This is a genomic window from Azospirillum cavernae (genome assembly GCF_003590795.1).
In the GTDB taxonomy this organism is placed as follows: domain Bacteria; phylum Pseudomonadota; class Alphaproteobacteria; order Azospirillales; family Azospirillaceae; genus Azospirillum; species Azospirillum cavernae.
The window spans coordinates 81,767-102,740 of record NZ_QYUL01000003.1; the positions used below are offsets into that span (position 1 = coordinate 81,767).

The window sequence follows — 20,974 nt, forward strand, 5'->3', positions numbered from 1 at the left end:
CCGCCATGCTCCTGATCCATTGCCCCTGGTGCGGCCCGCGCGACGAGATCGAGTTCGCTTACGGCGGCGAGGCCCACCGCGTCCGTCCCGCCGATCCGTCCGCCTTGTCGGACGCCGAATGGGCCGACTTCCTGTTTCTGCGCGCCAACCCCAAGGGCGTTCACCGCGAACGCTGGGTTCACGCCCATGGCTGCCGCCGCTGGTTCAACGTGGAGCGCCACACCGTGACCCACGAGATTTTGCGGGTCTATCCCCCCGGCGCGGCAGCCGAACCAGACGCCGCCGTCGCCGAAGCCCAGCCGCCGCAGGCCAGCCAGCAGGGAGTCCGCTCGTGAGCAACAGCCACCGCACCGCGTCGGGCGGCCGCATCGACCGGACCCGCAGCGTCACCTTCACCTTCAACGGCAAGAGCTATCAGGGCTGCGCAGGCGACACGCTGGCTTCTGCCCTGTTGGCGAATGGCGTGCATCTGGTCGCCCGCAGCTTCAAATACCACCGCCCGCGCGGCATCCTGTCCGCCGGGTCGGAAGAGCCGTCGGCGCTGATCCAGTTGGAGCGCGGCGGCCACACCGAACCCAACCTGCGCGCCACCCAGATCGAGCTGTATGAGGGGCTGAGCGCGGCCAGCCAAAACGCTTGGCCGAACGTGAATTTCGACGTCGGCGCGGTCAACGGCTTGCTGTCGAAGATCTTCGTCGCCGGGTTCTATTATAAGACCTTCATGCATCCGCAAAGCCTGTGGATGAAGCTGTATGAGCCGCTGATCCGCCACGCCGCCGGTTTGGGCAAGGCCCCGAAGGAGCCGGACCCCGACCGTTACGACAAGATGCACGTCCATTGCGACGTGCTGGTCGTCGGCGCCGGTCCCGCCGGTCTGACGGCGGCCTTGGCGGCGGCGCGCACCGGCGCGCGGGTGATTCTGGCCGACGAGCAGAACGAGTTGGGCGGCTCCCTGCTGACCAGCGGCGAAACGGTGGACGGTCTGCCCGCCGCGTCGTGGATCGCCAAGATCGAGGCCGAGTTGGCCGCCTGCCCGGAGATCCGCGTGCTGCGTCGGACCACGGCGGCGGGCTATTACGATCACAACCATCTGACCTTGACCGAGCGGCGCACCGATCATCTGCCGCGCGGCGCGGCCCCGCATCTGTCGCGGCAACGGCTGTGGAACGTCCGGGCCAAGCGCGTCGTGCTGGCGACCGGCGGCCATGAGCGCCCGCTGGTTTTCGCCGACAACGACCGGCCGGGAATCATGCTGGCGGGCGCGGTGCGGACCTACGTCAACCGCTACGGCGTCACGCCGGGCAAGCGGGCCGTGCTGCTGACCAACAACGACAGCGCTTACGCCGCCGCGCTCGACATGCAGGCGGCGGGGATCGCGATCGCCGCCATCGTCGATGTGCGGACGGCGGTCAACGGACCCTTGGCGGCCAAGGCGCGGGCGGCGGGAATCACCGTGTTGGAAAACCGCGCCGTGGTGGCGACCGAGGGCGGCAAGCGCCTGACCTCCGTTGACGTCATGCCGCTGGCCGCCGACGGCGGCGGCGTGGTCGGGATGGCGCGGACCAGCATCGCCTGCGACCTGCTGGCGATGTCGGGCGGCTGGAATCCGGCGGTGCATCTTTATTCCCAATCCACCGGCAAGCTGCGTTACGACGAGGCGGCGGCCTGCTTCGTGCCGCACAAGGCGACCCAGGCCCTGCATTGCGCCGGAACCTGCAACGGACGCTTCGCGCTGCCCGATTGTCTGGCCGAGGGCGTGGCCGCCGGAACCGAGGCGGCGCGGGAGGCTGGCTTCACCGCCGACGCGCCGCTGCCCGTGCCGCGCGCCGAGGCCGACGCCGAGGAGCCGTTGCGCCCGCTGTGGGTGGTGCCGTCCACCCAACTGGTTGGGCGCGGATCGGGCAAGCATTTCGTCGATTTCCAGAACGACGTGACCGCCGCCGACGTGCTGCTCGCCTCGCGCGAGGGCTATCAGTCGGTCGAGCATTTGAAACGCTACACCACCATGGGCATGGGCACGGATCAGGGCAAGACGTCCAACGTCAACGCCCTGGCCATCCTCGCCCAGTCGCTCAGCGCGCCGATCCCGCAGGTCGGCACCACCACCTTCCGCCCGCCTTACACGCCGGTCGTCTTCGGGGCGCTGGCCGGGCGCGACGTCGGCGAACTGGCCGACCCGGCGCGGGTGACGCCGATGCACCGTTGGCATGTGGAGAATGGCGCGGTCTTTGAGGATGTCGGCCAGTGGAAACGCCCCTGGTATTTCCCGCGCGCTGGCGAATCCATGCACGACGCGGTGAACCGGGAATGCCGGGCGGTGCGCAACGGCGTCGGCGTGCTTGACGCGTCGACTCTCGGCAAGATCGACATCCAGGGACCGGACGCGGCGATCCTGCTCAACCGCATGTACACCAACGCCTGGAGCAAGCTCGACGTCGGGCGCTGCCGCTACGGCGTGATGTGCAAGGAAGAGGGGATGGTGATCGACGACGGCGTGACCACGCGCCTCGGCCCCAACCATTTCCTGATGACCACCACCACCAGCAACGCCGCCAAGGTGCTGGATTGGCTGGAAGAGTATCTTCAAACGGAATGGCCGGATCTGCGGGTCCATCTGACCAGCGTCACCGAACATTGGTCCACCGCCTCCATCGCCGGACCGAAGGCGCGCGACGTCGTGGCGGCGCTGGCCCCGGATTTGGATCTCAGCGCCGACGCCTTCCCCTTCATGGCGATGAAGGAGGCGGTCGTCGCCGGGGTTCCGGCCCGCATCTTCCGCATCAGCTTCACCGGCGAATTGTCGTATGAGATCAACGTCCCGGCCTATCACGGCCTGCGTCTGTGGACGGAGATCATGAAGGCGGGAGCGCCGCATGGCGTCACGCCCTACGGCACCGAGACCATGCATGTGCTGCGCGCCGAAAAGGGCTACATCATCGTCGGCCAGGAAACCGACGGCACGGTGACGCCGCAGGATCTCGGCATGGATTGGATCGTGTCGAAGCAGAAGGCGGACTTCGTCGGCAAACGCTCCTTCACCCGCCAAGACACCAGCCGCGCCGACCGCAAGCAGTTGGTTGGCCTGCTGACCCAGGATCCGACCATGGTGTTGCCGGAAGGCGCGCAGATCACGGCGCAGGCGGGCGGAACGGTTCCCATCCCGATGCTCGGCTACGTGACGTCCAGCTATTGGAGCGAGACGATGGGCCGTTCCATCGCGCTGGCCCTGATCGCGGGCGGATCGCGGATGATCGGCCAGACGGTTCATGCGCCGCTCGCCGACAAGAATGTGGCCTGCGCCGTCGTCAAGCCGGTTTTCTACGATCCCGAGGGAGTGCGCCTCCATGGCTAACGCCGTTGACTTGCCGCGCGTCGGCGCGGTCGCCCGCTTCGCTTCGGCCTTCGCGGTTCCGCCCGACCGGGCGGGCGGCGCCTTGACCCTGGTGGAGATGATCCCGCCCGGTCAGATCAATCTGCGCTGCGACGGCCACGACCCGCGCGCCGCCCGCGCCGTCGGCGGGGTGCTGCAAGGACTGCTGCCGGTGAACGCCAACACGGTGCAGTCCGCCGCCGACGTCACGGTGCTGTGGCTTGGCCCCGACGAATGGTTGATCCTGACCGCGCCGGGGCAGGAGGGCGCGGTGATGGCCCAACTGCGCGAGGCGCTGACCGGCCTGCACGCCGCCGTCACCGACGTCACCGGCAACCGCGCCCTGCTGCGTCTGTCCGGCCCGTCGGCGCGGGAAACCTTGCAAAAGGGCTGCACGCTCGACCTGCACCCGCGTGGTTTTCGTCCGGGGCAATGCGCCCAGACGGTTCTGGCGCGGGCCGGGATCATCCTGCACCAGCGCGACGACGCCCCGACCTACGACATCCTGCCGCGCCGCTCCTTCGCCGAATATGTCTGGCTGTGGCTGTCCGACGCCATGGCCGAATACAACGGGCGGGCGATCAGCGGGTAGGGGTTTGAGCGCGGCTTGCCCCCTCCCCAGCCCTCCCCCGCGTTGCGGGAGAGGGAGCGGGCGTGGGAATTGACAAAGGTCCAGGCCCCCTCTCCCGCGTGAGCGGGGGAGGGTCGGGGAGGGGGCCAGCGAATCTCCCTTTACCACCCGATCACAACCGACGCGCAAGGACATCGCCCATGGCCGTCAGCGTCTTTGATGTGTTCAAGATCGGCATCGGCCCGTCCAGCTCCCACACCGTGGGACCGATGAAGGCCGCCGCCGCCTTCGTCGCCGGTCTGGCGGAGCGCGCCGACCCGGACGCCGTCCAGCGGGTGGCGGCGGAGCTGTACGGCTCGCTCGCCCTGACCGGCATCGGCCACGCAACCGACAGCGCCGTTCTGCTGGGGCTGCTCGGCGAATGGCCGGACACGGTCGATCCCGAACGGATCCCCGCCTTGGTCGAGGCCGTGCGCCGCGACCGGCGGCTGCGGTTGGGCGGTGGGCCGGACATCGTGTTCGAGCCGGAGCGCGACCTGTTGCTGCACCGGGGGGAGAGTCTGCCCGGCCACCCCAACGGCCTGCGGTTGACCGCTTTCGACGCGGCGGGGCGAACGCTCGACACCCGCGTGTACTACTCCATCGGTGGCGGCTTCGTCGTGACGGAGGAGGAGTTGCACCGCAACGAACCCTCGCCCGACGCGCCGACCCTTCCCTATGATTTCGGCTCCGCCGACGAGATGCTGGCGATGGCGCGCGACAGCGGGCGCAGCATCGCCGCACTGGTTCGCGACAACGAACGGGCGTGGCGGTCGGATGACGAGATCGACGCCGGACTGCGGAACATATGGAGCGCGATGAAGGGCTGCGTGGCGCGCGGCATCGCCCAGGACGGCGTGCTGCCGGGCGGGCTGAAGGTGCGCCGCCGCGCCGCCGCGCTTTACCGCGACGCCTGCGGCAAGGCGGAATCGGCGCTGCGCGACCCGATGGCGGTGATGGATTGGATCAGCGTCTACGCCATCGCCGTGAATGAGGAAAACGCCGCCGGGGGTCGGGTGGTGACGGCGCCGACCAACGGCGCGGCGGGCATCGTTCCGGCGGTGCTGCATTATTATGACCGCTTTTGCCACAACGCCAGCGAACGGGGCCTCTTCGATTTCCTGCTGACGGCGACCGCCATCGCCACGCTCTACAAGAAAAACGCCTCAATCTCCGGCGCTGAGGTCGGGTGTCAGGGGGAGGTCGGGGTGGCCTGTTCGATGGCGGCGGGCGGCTTGGCCGCCGCGATGGGCGGCACCCCCGCCCAGATCGAAAACGCCGCCGAAATCGGCATGGAGCACAATCTGGGCCTGACCTGCGATCCCATCGGCGGGCTGGTCCAAATCCCGTGCATCGAACGCAACGCCATTGGCGCCGTGAAGGCGATCAACGCCGCCCGGCTGGCGTTGAACAGCGACGGCCTGCACCACGTCTCGCTCGACAAGGTCATCCGCACGATGCGGGAGACCGGGGCGGACATGCAGACGAAATACAAAGAAACCTCGCTCGGCGGGCTTGCGGTCAACATCGTCGAATGCTGACCGCCGGGGCTGGCCGGACGAAGGCCGCCCGATCCTCGCCGCCGACCACCATGAACAGGGAATCGCCATGACCACCATCATCGCCGCCGCTCCCCCGTCCTTGACCTTCGGCGCGCCCGGCGCCGCGCTGCGCCGCGCCGATGAGGCGGTGTGGGCCGCCATTGGCCGCGAGCTTGGGCGGCAGCAGGACCAGATCGAGTTGATCGCGTCCGAAAACATCGTCTCCACCGCCGTGCTGGAGGCGCAAGGCTCCGTTCTCACCAACAAATACGCCGAGGGTTATCCCGGCAAACGCTATTACGGCGGCTGCGAGCATGTCGATTCGGTCGAGGCGCTGGCCATCGAACGGATTTGCCAACTCTACGGCTGCGGCTTCGCCAACGTGCAGCCGCATTCCGGGGCGCAGGCCAACCAGGCGGTGTTTCTGGCCCTGCTGAAGCCGGGCGACACCATTCTTGGCATGTCGCTGGCGGCGGGCGGGCATCTGACGCACGGCGCGCCGCCCAACCTGTCGGGCAAATGGTTCAACGCCATCCCCTACGGCGTGCGGCGCGACGACGGCTTGATCGACATCGAGGAGGTCGAACGGTTGGCGCGCGAGCACAAGCCAAAGCTGATCGTCGCCGGTGGGTCGGCCTATCCGCGCGTCATCGACTTCGCCCGCTTCCGCGCCATCGCCGACGAGGTCGGGGCCTATCTGATGGTGGACATGGCCCATGTCGCCGGGCTGGTGGCGGGTGGCGTCTACCCCTCCCCCCTGCCGCACGCCCATGTGGTGACGACGACGACCCACAAGACCCTGCGCGGCCCGCGCGGCGGCGTGGTGCTGACCAACGACGAGGCCATCGCCAAAAAGATCAATTCGGCGGTGTTCCCCGGCCTTCAGGGCGGCCCGCTGATGCATGTGATCGCCGCCAAGGCGGTGGCCTTTGGCGAGGCGCTGGATCCGGCGTTCAAGGATTACGCCCGCGCCGTGCTGGACAACGCCCGCGCCCTGTCCTCGGCCTTGCTGGCGGGCGGTTTCGACATCGTGTCGGGCGGCACCGACAGCCACATCGTGCTGTTGGATCTGCGTCCGAAGAACCTGACCGGCAAGGCGGCGGAAGCCAGCCTGGAGCATGCCGGAATGACCTGCAACAAGAACGGCGTGCCGTTCGATCCGCAAAAGCCGACCATCACGTCGGGCGTCCGGCTGGGCAGCCCGGCGGCGACCACGCGCGGTTTCGGCGTGGCGGAGTTCGAGCAGATCGGCCATTGGATCACCGAGGTGCTCGACGGGCTGGCCGCCAGCAACACCGGAGACAACAGCGCGGTGGAAACGGCGGTGCGCCGCAAGGTGGGGGCGCTGTGCGAGCGGTTTCCCATCTACCGGACGGCGGCGGAACCGGCGCTCGTCTGACCACGCGCAAAAGGGACGGGCTGTCGCAATCATGCGGTGATCTGTCGCAGGTGAACAGGTTTTCTTGACGATCCGGTGACATCCTTTCTTCCATCGCCATTGAGAAGCGAGCCGCCATGCCGTCGCCCGCCGAGACTCTTCTCAAGCCGCTGACGATCAAGCATTTGACCCTGCGCAACCGGGTCATGAGCACCAGCCACGCGCCGGGATACGGCTCCGACGGTAAGCCCAAGGAACGCTACCAGCTTTACCACGAGGAAAAGGCCAAGGGGGGCATCGCCCTGACGATGTTCGGCGGCTCCTCCTCGGTCGCGGTGGACAGTCCGGCGGCGCCGTGGAACCAGATCTCGGTCGCCGACGACAGCGTGATTCCGTTCTTTCGGGAATTCTCCGACCGGGTGCACCGCCACGGCGCGGCGCTGATGATCCAATTGACCCATATGGGGCGGCGGACGCGCTGGGACACGGAGAACTGGTTGCCCACCGTGTCGGCCTCGGCCCGGCGGGAACCGGCGCACCGCAACACGCCCAAGGAGATGGAGGATTGGGATTTCAAGCGGATCATCGCCGGATTCGCGGCGGCGGCGCGGCGTTGCAAAGAGGGCGGGCTTGATGGGTTCGAGCTGTCCGCCGCGCACGGCCATTTGATCGACCAGTTCTGGAGTCCCTCGGTCAACCGCCGCGCCGACAAATACGGCGGCAGCCTGGAAAACCGCATGCGCTTCGGCGTCGAGGTGTTCGAGGCGATCCGGGCGGAGGTCGGCGACGATTACATCGTCGGCATCCGCATGTCGGGCGACGAGCTGATCGACGACGGTCTGACCAACGAGGATTGTGTCACCATCGCCCGGACCTACGCCGAACGCGGGTTGATTGATTTCGTCAATGTGCTGGGCGGGCAGGCGCGCGATCACATGGCGCACGCGATCTCGCTGCCCAACATGTCCTTTCCGGTCGCGCCCTTTTTGCATTTGCCAAGCAGCATCAAGCGCGAGGTCGGCATTCCGGTGTTCCACGCCCAGCGCGTGACCGATCTGGCCACCGCCGCCCGCGCGGTGGAGGAGGGGCATGTGGACATGGTCGCCATGACCCGCGCCCACATCGCCGACCCGCATCTGATGCGCAAACTTGCCGAAGGACGGTTGGACGACGTCCGGCAATGCGTCGGCGCCGGTTATTGCATCGACCGCATCTATGTCGGCGGCGACGCCCTGTGCATCCAGAACGCGGCGACCGGGCGCGAAGCGACCATGCCGCACGTCATCGCCAAGGCCCCGGCGCGCCGCCGCGTGCTGGTGGTCGGGGCGGGTCCGGCGGGGCTTGAGGCGGCGCGGGTCTGCGCCGAACGCGGCCATTCCGTTTTGTTGCTGGAACGGGCGGCGTCGTCCGGCGGGCAAATCGCCGTCGCCGCGAAAGCGACCTGGCGGGAGGCGCTGACCGGCGTCACCCGCTGGCTGACCCAACAGGCGGTGAAGCTGGGCGTCGAGATCCGCTATGGGGTGGAGGCCACCGCCGCCACGGTCGAGGCGGAGCGGCCCGATGTGGTGATTCTGGCGACCGGCGGGCGTCCCGACCGGGGCGATTTTCCCGGATCGGATTTGGCCGTCACAAGCTGGGACGTGCTGACCGGCGCGGTGGAGCCGACGGGCAGTGTGCTGATGTATGACGGGACCGGCCTGCATCATGGCGCGTCCTGCGCCGAATTCATGGCCACGCGCGGCGCGCTGGTCGAGATCGCCACCCCCGACCGCATGATCGCGGAGGAGGTTGGCACCACCAACCAGCCGATCCATCTGCGCGAGCTGTACCGGCTGGGCGTGATGATGACGACCAACCACACGCTGGTCGAGATCTACCCGGAGGGCAACCGCCGCGTCGCCGTCCTGCGCAACGACTACACCCACGAGGAGGAGGAGCGGCTGGTCGATCAGATCGTCGTCGAGTTGGGGACGCTGCCGAACGACGGGCTGTATCGCGACCTGAAGGAACAATCCGCCAACCGGGGCGAAACCGACCTGGATTGTCTGCTGTCCGGTCGTCCGCAGCCCGTGCCGGAACAGGGCTGCGCGCTGTACCGCATCGGCGACGCGGTGGCCGGGCGCAACATCCACGCCGCCATCTACGACGCCGCGCGTCTCTGCAAGGATCTGTGAGATGGTCGCGGCGGCGCTGTCCACGGTCACGCTGACGGTTCTGCTGGTTGGGCTGGCGCTGGCGCTGGTTCAGGCGCGGCGTTGGCGCGCCGGGCGGGCGGCGGCGGTCGATCTGTGGGCGGGGCTGGCGGCCTTGCCGGGGCGTTATCTGGTGGACGTCCACGCCGTGGTCGGGCGCACCCCCTTCAACGCGCGGTTTCACGCCTTGAGCGCGGGCGGCTTTCTCGCGGCGCTCGCCCTGTTGGTTGTGTTGGCGCTGCCGCCCTTGCGGCATCCGGCGCTGTGGGGGCTTCTGGCGCTCGCGCTGGCGGCGATGCTGGCGGGCGGGTTGATGGTCGGCTACCGGCGTCGGGTGTTGCGTCCGGCGGGTTTGTCGGGCGGGCGTTTCAACCGGCTGCCCTTGGCGTTGACCGGCTTCGCGGCGGCCTTTCTGCTGGTGGCGGCGGACCAGAGCGCGGGCGGGGTTCTGCCGGTTCCGGTCGGGTTGGCGCTGGTGGCGCTGGGCGGTTGGGGCTTGGCGGAGCTGGTGTTCGGGGTGTGGAACGGGCCGCTGAAGCACGCCGTCCATGGCGCGCTGCATCTGGTCGCCCACCCGCGTCCGGCGCGGTTCCACGATGGGGCGGGGCGCGACAGCGGCTTGCGTCCGTTGGATTTGGAGACGGCGGATTCCGGGCCATTGGGGGCCGGGCGGGTGGTGGATTTCGCCTGGAACCGGCTGTTGGGCTTTGACGCCTGCGTCCAGTGCGGGCGCTGCGAAACCGCCTGTCCGGCCTTCGCCGCTGGGTTGCCGCTGAACCCGAAAAAGCTGATTCAGGATCTCGTTCTGTCGCTGGACGAGGGCGGCGACGACCGCGCCTATACCGGGAGCCGCCATCCCGGTCGCCCGGTTGGGGCGGCGACCAGCGGCCCGTCGCGGCCGCTGGTCGGGCCGCAGGCGATGATCCACCCCGACACGCTGTGGGCCTGCACCACCTGCCGGGCCTGCGTGCAGGAATGCCCGATGATGATCGAGCATGTCGACGCGGTGGTCGATCTGCGCCGTTTCCAAACGCTGGAGCTGGGCGCGACCCCGGCCAAGGCGGCGGGCGTGCTGGAGGAGTTGCGGGCGACCGACAATCCGGGCGGGCGCTCGCTGGACCGTCGGCTTGATTGGGCGGTCGATCTGCGTTTGCCGGTTTTGGCCGCCGGGGGGACGTGCGACGTTCTGCTGTGGCTGGGCGACGGGGCCTATGATCTGCGCAACCAGCGTTCCTTGCGGGCGCTGGTCCTGCTGCTGCGCCGGGCGGGCGTCGATTTCGCCGTGTTGGGGGCGGAGGAGCTGGATTGCGGCGACGTCGCCCGCCGTCTGGGCGACGAGGCGACCTTTCAGGATCTGGCCCGGCGCAACGTCGCCCTTCTGAATGGCCGACGCTTCGCGCGCATCGTCACCGCCGATCCGCACGCCTTCCACACTCTGCGCAACGAATATCCAGCCTTCGGCGGGCGCTGGACCGTGCTGCACCACACCGCCTTTTTGTTGGAGCTGGTGCGCAGCGGCGCGCTGACAGTGACGGCGCCGCTGGGCCAGGCGGTCGCCTATCACGACCCCTGCTATCTAGGCCGCTACAACGGCGAAACCGACGCGCCGCGCGCCCTGCTCGACGCCATCGGGGCGCGGCGGCGGGAGATGGAGCGTTCCGGCCTGCGCTCGCGCTGTTGCGGCGGGGGCGGGGGGGCGCCCTTGACCGATGTGGCGGGGGAGCGGCGGATTCCCGACATGCGGATGGACGACGCGCGGGCCAGCGGTGCGCCCATTCTGGCGGTCGCCTGCCCGACCTGCACGCTGATGCTGGAAGGGGTGGTGGAGCCGCGCCCGGCGGTCGCCGAAATCGCCGAACTGGTTCTGGCGGCGACGGAGCCGACCCGATGACCGCCCGCCGCCGCGACCCGCGCGCCGAACGGACGGCGCGAATTGTGCAAACCGAACCCCGGCGACGGCTGGTGCTTGATCCCGACGCCATTGCGGCGTCGTCGGGCGGACGGCCCCGGCGCGACCCGCGCGCGCGGCGCGCCGACGCCACGCTGCAAACCGCGCCCCGCCTGCGTCTGGATTGGACCGGCAAGGGGACGGGGGCCGCCGTTTCAATGTCGGCACCGGGGCGGGGACAGCGGGCCGCGCCCGCCGCGCCACCCTTGCGGGTGATCGAAAACCCGGCCTGCCTGATCTTCGCGGCGCTTGACCGACCCGATGGGGCGTTGTCGGCGCATGACCGCCAGCTTCTGGCGGCGGCGCGTCTGTTGGCCGACGCGGTTGATGGCGCGGTCGTCGCTGTGGCGCCGGACGGGGCCGATGATTGGGGCGCTCTGGGTGCCGACCGGGTGATTCCGCTGCCCGCCGCTTGGGCCGCCGAGTATGCGCCGGAGCGCCGCGCCGCCGCCCTGGTCGCCGCCATCGCCCGATGGTCCCCGCTCCACGTCCTGTTTCCCGAAAGCCCGGAGGGCGGCGATCTTGCCCGCCGCGTCGCCGCCGCTTGCGGGGAGCGCTTGTTCGCCGGAGTCGAAAGCCTGTCGGCCAGCCGCGTCGCGCGCCGCGCCGGGGGCGGGGCGACCGAGCTGTCTTGCGCGCCGTCTCGCTTTCTGTCCATCGCCGCCGACGCGGTGGCCCCGCTGGGGGCCGTGCGGCATGAGGCGCGGCGGCTCGACCCGCCCGAGACGTCGCCGGACGCGCCCAAGCTGCGCGAGGCCCGGCGGCTGCCGGTCGATCCCGACGGGGTGGGGTTGGGCGAGGCGGATTTCATCCTCAGCGCCGGAAACGGCGTCACCGACTGGGTCGTGTTCGCCGATTTGGGCCGGGCGTTGGGCGCGACCCGCGCGGGCAGCCGCGTGGTGTGCGACGCGGGACATTTGCCGCGCGACCGGCAGGTTGGGGCGTCGGGAACCGTGGTGTCGGCGCGCTGCTATCTGGCCTTCGGCATCGCCGGAGCGCCCCAGCATCTTCAGGGCGTCGGCGGGGTGGAGCGCGTCGTCGCCGTCAACACCGACCTCCACGCGGCGATGATCAAGCGCGCCGATCTGGCGATCATCGCCGACGCGCAGGCGGTCATGCCCGCGCTGCTGCGTTTGGCGGGGGAGGGTGGCCATGGTTGACGTCGCCATCCTTGTGTCCGTGGGGCGGCATCCGGCGTCGGGCCAGGCGCGGCGCGCGCCGTCGGACGCCCGCGCGCTGGAACTGGCCTTCGGTCTGCCGCCGGGGCGACGTGACGCGCTGCACGCTGGGGATCCGACGAATCCGGCCCTGCGCGACTATCTGGGCATGGGGCTGGAGCGATTGACCGTGCTCGCCATGGCCGAGGGCCGCGACCCGACCGACGCGCTGGCCGCCCGCCTGCGCGGCCTGTCGCCCGGAATCATCCTCACCGGCAACCAGGCGGAGGGGGGCGAGGACAGCGGCATGTTGCCCTATGTCGTCGCCCAGGCGCTGGGCCTCGCCATCGTGCCGGACGTTGTCGCCATCGCGCTGGACGCGGAGGGTCGCACGGCGGAGGTTGTTCAGGCGCTGGCCCGTGGGCAGCGGCGCGCGCTGCGGGTTGAGCTTCCCTTCGTTGCGACGGTTCATCCGGCGGCCCCCGCCGCCCGTCCGTCGGCCTTCGGCCCGGCCCGGCGCGGTCGGATCGAGGTCGTCCCGGTTGACGCGCCGCCCGACGCGTTTCTGACCGCCTGCGCCGCCCGCCCGTGGCGCGACCGGCCCAAGCGCCTGAGCGTTGGCGCGGCGGGCGGTGGAACTGGCGGCGCGTTGGAACGATTGCGCGCGGCGACGGAAGCGAAAGCCGGGCAGGGCCGCGTGCTGGTCGAGCCGTCCCCCGACGAGGCCGCCCGCGCCATTTGGGATTATCTCCAGGAACAGGGAATGCAGCCGCGATGACGATCGACGACCGACCACGCCAGGCCCCCGTCTTCGCCGCTTCCGCACGGACGGGATGGCCCAACACAGAACGACGCAACATCGGACGGAGGGCGTGATGACCATGACGATGCGCTTGGACGACGCCCCAGCCGCCGCGACGACGGCGCCCCCGGTGGTCGCGGAAAAGGTCGGGGCGGCGGCGGACGTCCGGCTTCAGGTCCGCAACCTCTACAAAATCTTCACCGCCGATCCCAAGCCCGCTCTGGCCATGCTGAAAGCCGGGGCGAGCAAGGCCGAGGTCCTGGAAAAACTCCACGTCAACGTCGGCGTGATGGACGCCAGTTTCGAGGTTCGGTCGGGCGAGATCTTCGTCATCATGGGCCTGTCCGGCTCGGGCAAATCGACGATGATCCGCCTGCTGAATCGGCTGATCGAACCCAGCGGCGGCGAAATCCTGCTCGACGGGCGCAACCTGACCAAACTGTCCCGGCGGGAACTGGTCGAGGTGCTGCGGCGGGACATGAGCATGGTGTTCCAGTCCTTCGCCCTGCTGCCCCACCTCACCGCGCTGGAAAACGCCGCCTTTGGCCTGGAAATCGCCGGGGTGGAGAAGGTCAAGCGGCGCGACGCGGCGATGGTCGCGCTTCAGCAGGTCGGGCTTGGCGCCTACGCCCACCGCTACCCGCGCGAAATGTCGGGCGGCATGCAGCAGCGGGTGGGGCTGGCCCGCGCGCTGGCCAACAACCCGACCATCATGCTGATGGACGAGGCGTTTTCGGCGCTCGATCCGTTGATCCGCACCGAAATGCAGGACGAGCTGCTGCGGCTTCAGCGCGAGCAGAAGCGCACCATCATCTTCATCTCCCACGATCTGGACGAAGCCATGCGGATCGGCGACCGCATCGCCATCATGGAAGGCGGGCGGATCGTTCAGGTCGGCACCCCCTATGACATTCTGCGCGCGCCCGCCGACGATTACGTCCGCTCCTTTTTCCGCAACGTGGATGTCTCGCGGGTGCTGCGCGCGGGCGACGTCGCCCGGTTCGAGGCGTCGAACACCATCGTCCGGGTTCCCGGCGTTCTGGGTCCGGCGCTTCAGCAATTGACCGAAAGCGGGCATCTTTTCGGCTATGTCCGCGATGGCGAGAACCGTTTCCAGGGCATCGTGTCGCGGGATTCGGTGGCGCAGGCGCTGCGCGGCGGCGAGCCGCGCTTCCTCTCCGCCTTTCTGCCGGGGATCGAGCCGGTGACGAGCGACGTTCCGGTTCACACCCTGCTGCGCCGGGTCGCGTCGGCGCCCTGCCCGGTGCCGGTGGTGGACGCGAACGGAATTTATCTGGGGGCCATTTCGCCCTCGGTGCTGCTGGAAACCTTGGACAGGGGGGCCTGAGCGATGGACGGCAAGATCGGGATCGGCGCGTGGGCGGAACAGCTCGTCACCTTCATCCTTGACCATTTCCAACCCTCCCTGGACGTCATCGCCGCCATCGTCGACGGTTTTGGCGGCGGCATCGACGCGGCGCTGCTGGGCATGCCGCCCTGGCTGCTTGGCGGGGTGATCGCCGCCGCCGCCTTCTGGCGGGTCGGCGTTGGCTTTGGGCTGTTCACGATGGGGTCGTTGGCGCTGATTTTCAGCATGGGCCTGTGGGAGCCGACGGCCAGCACGCTGGGGCTGGTGCTGTCCTCCACCCTGCTCAGCTTGGTGGTTGGGATACCGCTGGGGATTTGGATGGCGGGCAACCGCGTCGCCGAGCATCTGGGCAAGACGATGCTGGATTTCATGCAGACCATGCCCGCCTTCGTCTATCTGATCCCGGCGGTGATGTTCTTTGGGCTGGGCCGGGTGCCCGGCATCATCGCCACGGTCATCTTCGCCATGCCGCCCGCCGTGCGGCTGACCATGCTGGGCATCCAGCAGGTGCCGGGCGAATTGGTCGAGGCGGGGCGCGCCTTTGGCTGCCACCCGCATCAGCTTTTGTTGAAGGTGCAGTTGCCCAACGCGCTGCCGTCGATCATGGCCGGGGTCAACCAGACCATGATGATGGCGCTGTCGATGATCGTCGTCGCCTCGATGATTGGGGCGGGGGGCTTGGGCAACGTCGTGCTTCAGGGCATCCAGCGGCTCGACATCGGGTTGGGCTTTGAAAGCGGCCTGTCGGTCGTGCTGCTGGCCATCGTGTTGGACCGCATCACCCAGAGCTTTGGCGCCGCCAAGGCTCCGGCGCGACGGCCCTTCGCCTTCCTCACCCGGCTGCGGGCGGCGGCGCTGGCTCGGTAAGCCGTTTGAGGGTTTCACTTTTTTGGGTTGGCGGCTGGCGCGTTCGCGCGCCGGAACGCCCGTTCTTTGCCTTCACTCATGTCTGCGGGGGGATCTCAATGAACAGAATGACGGCGTTTTTGGGCGCGATTCTGATGACTGGAGCGGTCGCCGCCGGATCCGGCGGTCCCGCCCTGGCGGCGGACGAACTGGCCCATTGGCCCGCGCCAGCGGCGACCGCGCTGAAGGCCCTGGTCGAAGCCAACGCGAACAAGGGCGCCTACGCCGTGTTCGACATGGACAACACGCTCTACCGCTATGACCTTGAGGAATCCCTGCTGCCCTATCTGGAAATGAAAGGGATTTTGACGCGGGAAAAGCTTGATCCGTCGCTGAAGCTGATTCCCTTCAAGGACATCAACGGCCACAAGGAAAGCCTGAACAGCTATTATTACCGGCTGTGCGAGATCGACGATCAGGTCTGTTACCCCTGGGTCGCGCAGGTCTTTTCCGGCTTCACCCTGCGCGAGTTGAAGGGGTACGTCGATGAATTGATGGCCCAAGGCAAGCCGATCCCATCGGATTATTACGAGGGCGACGCCCTCAAAACCATCGAGATCAGCCCACCCAAGCCCTACGCCGGGCAGTTGGAGCTGGTGAATCTGATGCACAAGAACGGCGTCGAAGTCTATGTGATGACCGCCGCCAGCGAAGAGTTGGTGCGCATGGTCGCCGCCGATCCGAAATACGGCTACAACATCAAGCCGGAAAATGTCATCGGCGTGTCGATGCTGTTGAAGGACCGCAAGACCGGCGCCTTGACCACCGCCCGCAAGCTGATCGAACAGAAAAAATACGACTGGTCCCAGACCATGGATCTGGAGCTTGGGACCTATCTGTGGGCGCCGTTGACCTGGTTTTCCGGTAAATACGCGGCGATCCTGACCTACATCGACCCATGGAAAAAGCCAATCCTGGTGGCTGGCGACACGCCGACCAGCGACGGTTACATGCTTCTCCATGGAACCGACGTCGAGCATGGCGGCATCCGCCTGTGGGTGGACCGCAAGGACAAATACCGCAAGCAAATCCAATCCATGTGGGAGGACGCGGCGGCCCGCCAGAAGGCGTTGGGACAGCCGGTCACGGCGGACCAAAACTGGCTGGTGGTCAAGGCCCAAGAGATTCAGTGACGCGCAATCTCCGATGAGCGGAAACCGCCATCGAACAGGGAAGGCAATGAAACATGCTGAAAACGCTGTCAAACACGCTGGTCGCACTGGCCGCCGCCGCCACGTTGGCGTTGGCCTCCACCGGGGCGCTGGCCGGACCGGACAAGAAGGTCAACATCGGCTGGACCGCTTGGTCGGACGCCGAGGCTGTGACCAAGCTCGCCAAAAAGCTGATTGAAGAGCGGTTGGACACCAAGGTCGAGCTGACGATGGCCGACATCGGCGTTCAGTATCAGGGGTTGGCCGCTGGCAAAATGGACGCCATGCTGATGTCCTGGCAGCCGCTGACCCACAAGCCCTACCTCGACAAGGTCGGCAAGGACATTGTCGATCTCGGCCCGCTCTACACCCGGGCGCGATTGGGTTGGGTGGTGCCGGATTACATCCCGGCCAGCGAATTGGCGAGTCTTGAGGATCTGAAAAAGCCCGACGTGCAAAAGAAGCTGAGCGACCGCATCCAGGGCATTGATCCAGGATCGGGGCTGATGCAGGCGTCGGAAAAGGCGCTCAAAACCTACGGGCTGGACAAGTATCAGCTTGTGTCGGCGAGCGACGCCGGGATGCTGGCGGCGCTGGACCGCGCGATGAAGCGCAACGAGTGGATCGTGGTGACGAGCTGGAGTCCGCATTGGATGTTCGCGAACTGGAAGCTGCGCTATCTGGACGATCCGAAGGGCGCGCTTGGCGGGTTGGAGAGCGTCAACGCCCTGGTCCGCAAGGGCTTCTATCAGGATCACCCTTCGGTCTACGAGTTCCTCAACCGCATGGTCATCCCCATTGGCGATCTGGAGGCGATGATGCACGAGGCCAAACAGACCAGCTACGAGCAGGCGGTGGACAACTACATCAAGGCCAATAAGACCCGCATTGACTATTGGGTGACGGGCAAGCTCTGATTTTCGCGGCGCCATCGCGGGAGCGGCGGATTGTCGGACGGCGCGTCCGTTCAAGCGCAATGCCCGAACGGTTCAAGCGGTCGGGTCCGCCGCCGTGAGACGCTTCATGCTATGTCCTGAACAATCAGCGGGTGACAACCACCATGGCAAGCGACGCGCCGTTGGACCATCTGAACAGCGAGGATCTGCTCGAACGGCTCGCCGCGCTGGGCGTCGTCGCCGAGACCATCCGGCATCCGCCCGTCCACACGGTGGAGGAGGCGTTGCCGCATTGGGCGGCGCTCGACGCTCTGCACACCAAGAATCTGCTGCTGAAGGACGCCAAGGACCAGCTTTGGCTGATCGCCGCGCCGACCGACCGGCTGATTGATTTGAAGCGGTTGCCCGGACAGATCGGCTCCAAACGGCTGTCCTTCGCCAAGGAGGATCTGCTGTTCGCCACGCTGGGCGTGCGGCAGGGGGCGGTCAGCCCCTTCGCCTTGGTCAATGATCGGGAGAGGCGGGTCCGTCTGGTGTTGGACGCCGCCCTGATGGCCGCGCCGCGCGTCGCCTTCCACCCCTTGACCAACACGGCGACCACGGCGGTCCGAACCGACGATCTGCGGGTTTTCCTGGAGAGCGTCGGTTCGGAGCCTCTGGTGGTCGCGTTGGACGCCGCCTTGGAGGAAGCCGCGCCGTAACACGCCAAGACTCGACAGGCCGACCAAACACAAGAAGACGTCGGCGCCACGCCGGATCGTCTGAACAACCGGGACAGAGGAGCATGAGGGGCATGACGACGATGACGGCAAAGACGATGGGTTGCTCGTTGGGCGTTTTGGCGGCTGCCTGCGTGGCGCTGGGATCGGCCGGGGCGGCCTTCGCCGCCGACCCCGCCGCTTGCAAAACGGTGCGATTTGGCGATGTTGGTTGGACCGACATCGCGGCGACCACGGCGCTGGCCTCGGTGACGCTGGACGCGCTGGGCTACAAGGCGACGACGAACATCTCGTCGGTGCCGGTGGTCTATCTGGGATTGAAAACCAAGTCGCTCGACATTTTCCTCGGCAACTGGATGCCGACGATGGAGAGCTTCATCAAGCCGGTGCTGGACGACGGCTCGGTCGAGGTGACGCGGGTCAATCTGGAAGGGGCGAAATACACGCTGGCGGTGCCGAAATACGCGTCCGACGCCGGACTGAAGAGCTTCAAGGATCTCGCGAAGTTCAAGGACAAGCTGGACGGCAAGATTTATGGAATCGAGGCGGGCAACGACGGCAACCTCATCATCGACAAGATGTTGAAGGCCGACGCCTTCGGCCTGAAAGACTTCAAGATGATCGAATCCAGCGAGGCCGGGATGCTGGGCGAGGTCAAACGGGCGGTGCGGGCCAAGAAGTTCATCGCCTTCCTGGGCTGGGCGCCGCACCCGATGAACAAATCCTTTGAAATGACCTATCTGGCCGACGGCGACGATTGGTTCGGCCCGGATTTCGGCGGCGCGACCGTCAGCACCAACGTGCGCAAGGGCTACGCCGCCGAATGCCCGAACGTCGGCAAATTCCTTGGCAACCTGTCCTTCACCGTGGACATGGAAAACGCGGTCATGGACGGCATCATGAACGCCAACAAAAAGCCGAACACAGCGGCCACCGAATGGCTGAAGAAGAACCCCGACACGGTGAAGGCGTGGTTGAAGGGCGTCACCACCCTCGACGGCAAGGACGGTCTGGCCGCCGTCCAGGCCAAGCTGGGTCTTCCCAAATCGTAAGACAAGCGGGTTTCCGTGGCGGCGTCACTCTGGACGCCGCCCGTCGGGATTGACTGACTTTGCGCGCGTGTTTGCGGCGTCTGCTCTGTGGAGCGGAAGCGTCGCGGTCGCTTGGCAATTCGATTGTGTTGGTAAAGAGAATGGTGCCCAGGGACGGAATTGAACCGCCGACACGGGGATTTTCAGTCCCCTGCTCTACCAACTGAGCTACCTGGGCATCCGGCGCAGCCAATGGGCCGACGACCAAAGAAGGGTCGATTTTTTAAACACCCCCAAAGAAGAGGGTGGTGCCCAGGGACGGAATTGAACCGCCGACACGGGGATTTTCAGTCCCCTGCTCTACCAACTGAGCTACCTGGGCATCCGGCGTCGCGTTACGATTTTTGGTCGTCGCCATGCGTCGAGGGCCGCTTTGTAGGAAAATTCAGGGGGGCTGTCCAGAGAAAAAACATCAGCTCCCGCTTTTTTCAGGCGTCCTCGGACGGGGCGTTTTCGCCGGATTCATCAGGGCCTTCCGGCGTTTCCACGCGGTACACGCCGCCCAGCCAGCGGCCCAGATCGACGTCGGCGCAGCGCTTGGAACAAAAGGGGCGGATCGTCGGTTCGGCGGCGCGGCCACAAATGGGGCAGGGCGGCAGGGCGGAGGGGGCGAGGAATGCGGTCACGAAGAGACTCCGGTGGCGGCGGGCGTCGTGGACGAGGGCGGCGGCGACAGCAGGGCGGCCAGGGGGGTTCCCCGGCGGGCGCGGGTCAACTCGACGAGGCCAAGCTTGGACATGCCATAAACCTGGGTCTGGGTCGGGTCGCCGTCCACCGCCTCGGTCAAGGCGGCCAGCACCCGCTCGGCGTCGCTGCGGGCGCGCATGTTGACGAAATCCACCACGATGATGCCGCCAATGTTGCGCAGGCGCAAATGGCGGGCGATCTCGGCGGCGGCGTCGAGGTTGACGTCCAGCGGGTTGCCGCGCTCCCCAGCGTTGACGTCGATGACGGTCAACGCCTCGGTGCGTTCGATCACCAGAGAGCCGCCGCGCGGCAGGGCGACGCGGACGTCCAAGAGTTCGGCGATGGCGCCGTCGAGGTCGCGGAGGTCGAACAGTCGGCTCGGAGGCGCGTGGCGGGCGATCAGCGGCGACAGATCGGGCGCGCGGTCGTCGCACCAGCCGGTCACGCGGCGAGCCAGCGCCTCCCCGTCGATCAGGATGGTGTCGAGCGCGGCGGCGCCCTGTTCGATCAGGGCGCGCGCTGGGGCGTCGGGGCCGGGGCAGAGCAGGCGGGGCGGGCCGCCCTTGGCGGCGTCGGCCTGGACGCCGCGCCACAGCAGGATCAGCGCCTCGGCGTCCAGCGTCAGAGCGGTGTCGGACGCGGCGGCGGCTCCGGCGCGGACGATCCAGCCGGAACCGGACACGAGCGCCTGCACCCGTTGCGACAGGGCGGCGCGCGCGGGGCCGGTTCCCAGCCGCTTGGACACCGCGACGTCGCGGCCAAAGGGGGCGTGAATGAGGAAACGACCGGGCAGGGTGACGTCCATTGTCAAGGATGGTCCCTTGGCGCCATGGGCGTCGGCCTTGACCTGGACGATGATGGATTGCCCCGCTCGCAGCAGCGCGCCGATGCGCTCGGGCTTTTGTTTGGGGCGGCTTCCGTCGGGGTTGCGGGCGTCGGCGGCGATCAACAGGCCGGACATCCCGCCGCCAAGATCGACGAAGGCGCCCTCCATGCCGGTGACAATGCGTTCGACCCGACCGAGGAAGACATGGCCCAGCAGGGATGGGCGGTCGGCGTGGTCGATGTGCAGATCGGTCAAGCGCCCATCGGCCAGCACCGCCGCCCGCGTCAGCGGGCCGTCCTGGTCAATGAGAAGCTCAATCCGGCTCACGCCG

At 67.7% G+C, this 20,974-nt stretch carries 17 protein-coding genes and 2 tRNA genes; 15 read left to right on the forward strand and 4 right to left on the reverse strand.

The genetic code is table 11. From position 1 onward, the window contains the following. The first annotated feature begins 5 nt into the window (after window positions 1–5). From D3877_RS20335 to D3877_RS20405, 15 genes are all read left to right on the forward strand, one after another. The gene (locus tag D3877_RS20335) at window positions 6–335 is read left to right on the forward strand and encodes a sarcosine oxidase subunit delta (RefSeq protein WP_119832635.1); all 330 of its coding nucleotides are present in this window, start codon (window positions 6–8) and stop codon (window positions 333–335) included. Next, window positions 332–3,352, forward strand: coding sequence for a sarcosine oxidase subunit alpha (locus D3877_RS20340; RefSeq protein WP_119832636.1), 3,021 nt, complete (start codon window positions 332–334; stop codon window positions 3,350–3,352). Before D3877_RS20335 ends, D3877_RS20340 begins: the two co-directional genes overlap by 4 nt. Then, on the forward strand, window positions 3,345–3,962 hold the full coding sequence (locus D3877_RS20345) for a sarcosine oxidase subunit gamma (RefSeq protein WP_158599954.1): 618 nt from the start codon (window positions 3,345–3,347) through the stop codon (window positions 3,960–3,962). Before D3877_RS20340 ends, D3877_RS20345 begins: the two co-directional genes overlap by 8 nt. 179 nt (window positions 3,963–4,141) lie before the next feature. Further along, the gene (locus tag D3877_RS20350) at window positions 4,142–5,521 is read left to right on the forward strand and encodes an L-serine ammonia-lyase (RefSeq protein ID WP_119832638.1); all 1,380 of its coding nucleotides are present in this window, start codon (window positions 4,142–4,144) and stop codon (window positions 5,519–5,521) included. Between the two features lie 79 nt (window positions 5,522–5,600). Then, complete coding sequence (gene glyA, locus D3877_RS20355) at window positions 5,601–6,920, forward strand: serine hydroxymethyltransferase (protein ID WP_420796908.1); 1,320 nt, start codon at window positions 5,601–5,603, stop codon at window positions 6,918–6,920. A 116-nt stretch (window positions 6,921–7,036) separates the two neighbouring features. After that, a complete protein-coding gene (locus tag D3877_RS20360) occupies window positions 7,037–9,073 on the forward strand; it encodes an NADH:flavin oxidoreductase (RefSeq protein ID WP_119832640.1) in 2,037 nt (678 codons plus the stop codon). Window position 9,074: 1 nt separating this feature from the next. Continuing rightward, window positions 9,075–10,982, forward strand: a complete 1,908-nt coding sequence (locus D3877_RS20365) for a DUF3483 domain-containing protein (RefSeq protein ID WP_119832641.1) — start codon at window positions 9,075–9,077, stop codon at window positions 10,980–10,982. Next, window positions 10,979–12,199: an electron transfer flavoprotein subunit alpha/FixB family protein gene (locus tag D3877_RS20370; protein ID WP_119832642.1), complete on the forward strand. Its 1,221-nt coding sequence runs from the start codon at window positions 10,979–10,981 to the stop codon at window positions 12,197–12,199. Before D3877_RS20365 ends, D3877_RS20370 begins: the two co-directional genes overlap by 4 nt. Continuing rightward, window positions 12,192–12,974, forward strand: coding sequence for an adenine nucleotide alpha hydrolase family protein (locus D3877_RS20375; RefSeq protein ID WP_119832643.1), 783 nt, complete (start codon window positions 12,192–12,194; stop codon window positions 12,972–12,974). Before D3877_RS20370 ends, D3877_RS20375 begins: the two co-directional genes overlap by 8 nt. Before the next feature lie 97 nt (window positions 12,975–13,071). After that, the gene (gene proV, locus D3877_RS20380) at window positions 13,072–14,346 is read left to right on the forward strand and encodes a glycine betaine/L-proline ABC transporter ATP-binding protein ProV (RefSeq protein WP_238474997.1); all 1,275 of its coding nucleotides are present in this window, start codon (window positions 13,072–13,074) and stop codon (window positions 14,344–14,346) included. Between the two features lie 3 nt (window positions 14,347–14,349). Further along, window positions 14,350–15,234 carry an ABC transporter permease gene (locus D3877_RS20385; RefSeq protein ID WP_119832644.1) on the forward strand — a complete coding sequence of 295 codons (885 nt, stop codon included), beginning with the start codon at window positions 14,350–14,352 and terminating at the stop codon, window positions 15,232–15,234. Between the two features lie 107 nt (window positions 15,235–15,341). Next, window positions 15,342–16,406, forward strand: a complete 1,065-nt coding sequence (locus D3877_RS20390; RefSeq protein ID WP_274379640.1) for an HAD family hydrolase — start codon at window positions 15,342–15,344, stop codon at window positions 16,404–16,406. 53 nt (window positions 16,407–16,459) lie between these two features. Continuing rightward, window positions 16,460–17,341, forward strand: a complete 882-nt coding sequence (locus tag D3877_RS20395) for a glycine betaine ABC transporter substrate-binding protein (RefSeq protein ID WP_119832645.1) — start codon at window positions 16,460–16,462, stop codon at window positions 17,339–17,341. Between the two features lie 143 nt (window positions 17,342–17,484). Continuing rightward, window positions 17,485–18,021, forward strand: coding sequence for a prolyl-tRNA synthetase associated domain-containing protein (locus D3877_RS20400; protein ID WP_119832646.1), 537 nt, complete (start codon window positions 17,485–17,487; stop codon window positions 18,019–18,021). A 101-nt stretch (window positions 18,022–18,122) separates the two neighbouring features. Then, complete coding sequence (locus D3877_RS20405) at window positions 18,123–19,091, forward strand: choline ABC transporter substrate-binding protein (protein WP_119833113.1); 969 nt, start codon at window positions 18,123–18,125, stop codon at window positions 19,089–19,091. Between the two features lie 141 nt (window positions 19,092–19,232). Here the strand turns inward: D3877_RS20405 and D3877_RS20410 are convergent. The 4 genes from D3877_RS20410 to D3877_RS20425 all read right to left on the reverse strand — a co-directional run bounded on the left by D3877_RS20410 (window position 19,233) and on the right by D3877_RS20425 (window position 20,970). Next, window positions 19,233–19,308 (reverse strand) — tRNA-Phe (locus tag D3877_RS20410). 68 nt (window positions 19,309–19,376) lie between these two features. Beyond that, window positions 19,377–19,452, reverse strand: a tRNA-Phe gene (locus D3877_RS20415). Window positions 19,453–19,558: 106 nt separating this feature from the next. Further along, entirely contained in the window at window positions 19,559–19,756 is a 198-nt protein-coding gene (locus D3877_RS20420) for a DNA gyrase inhibitor YacG (RefSeq protein WP_119832647.1), read from the reverse strand. Further along, the gene (locus D3877_RS20425) at window positions 19,753–20,970 is read right to left on the reverse strand and encodes a ribonuclease E/G (RefSeq protein ID WP_119832648.1); all 1,218 of its coding nucleotides are present in this window, start codon (window positions 20,968–20,970) and stop codon (window positions 19,753–19,755) included. The genes D3877_RS20420 and D3877_RS20425 overlap by 4 nt, the downstream gene beginning before the upstream one ends. Between the last annotated feature and the right edge of the window lie 4 nt (window positions 20,971–20,974).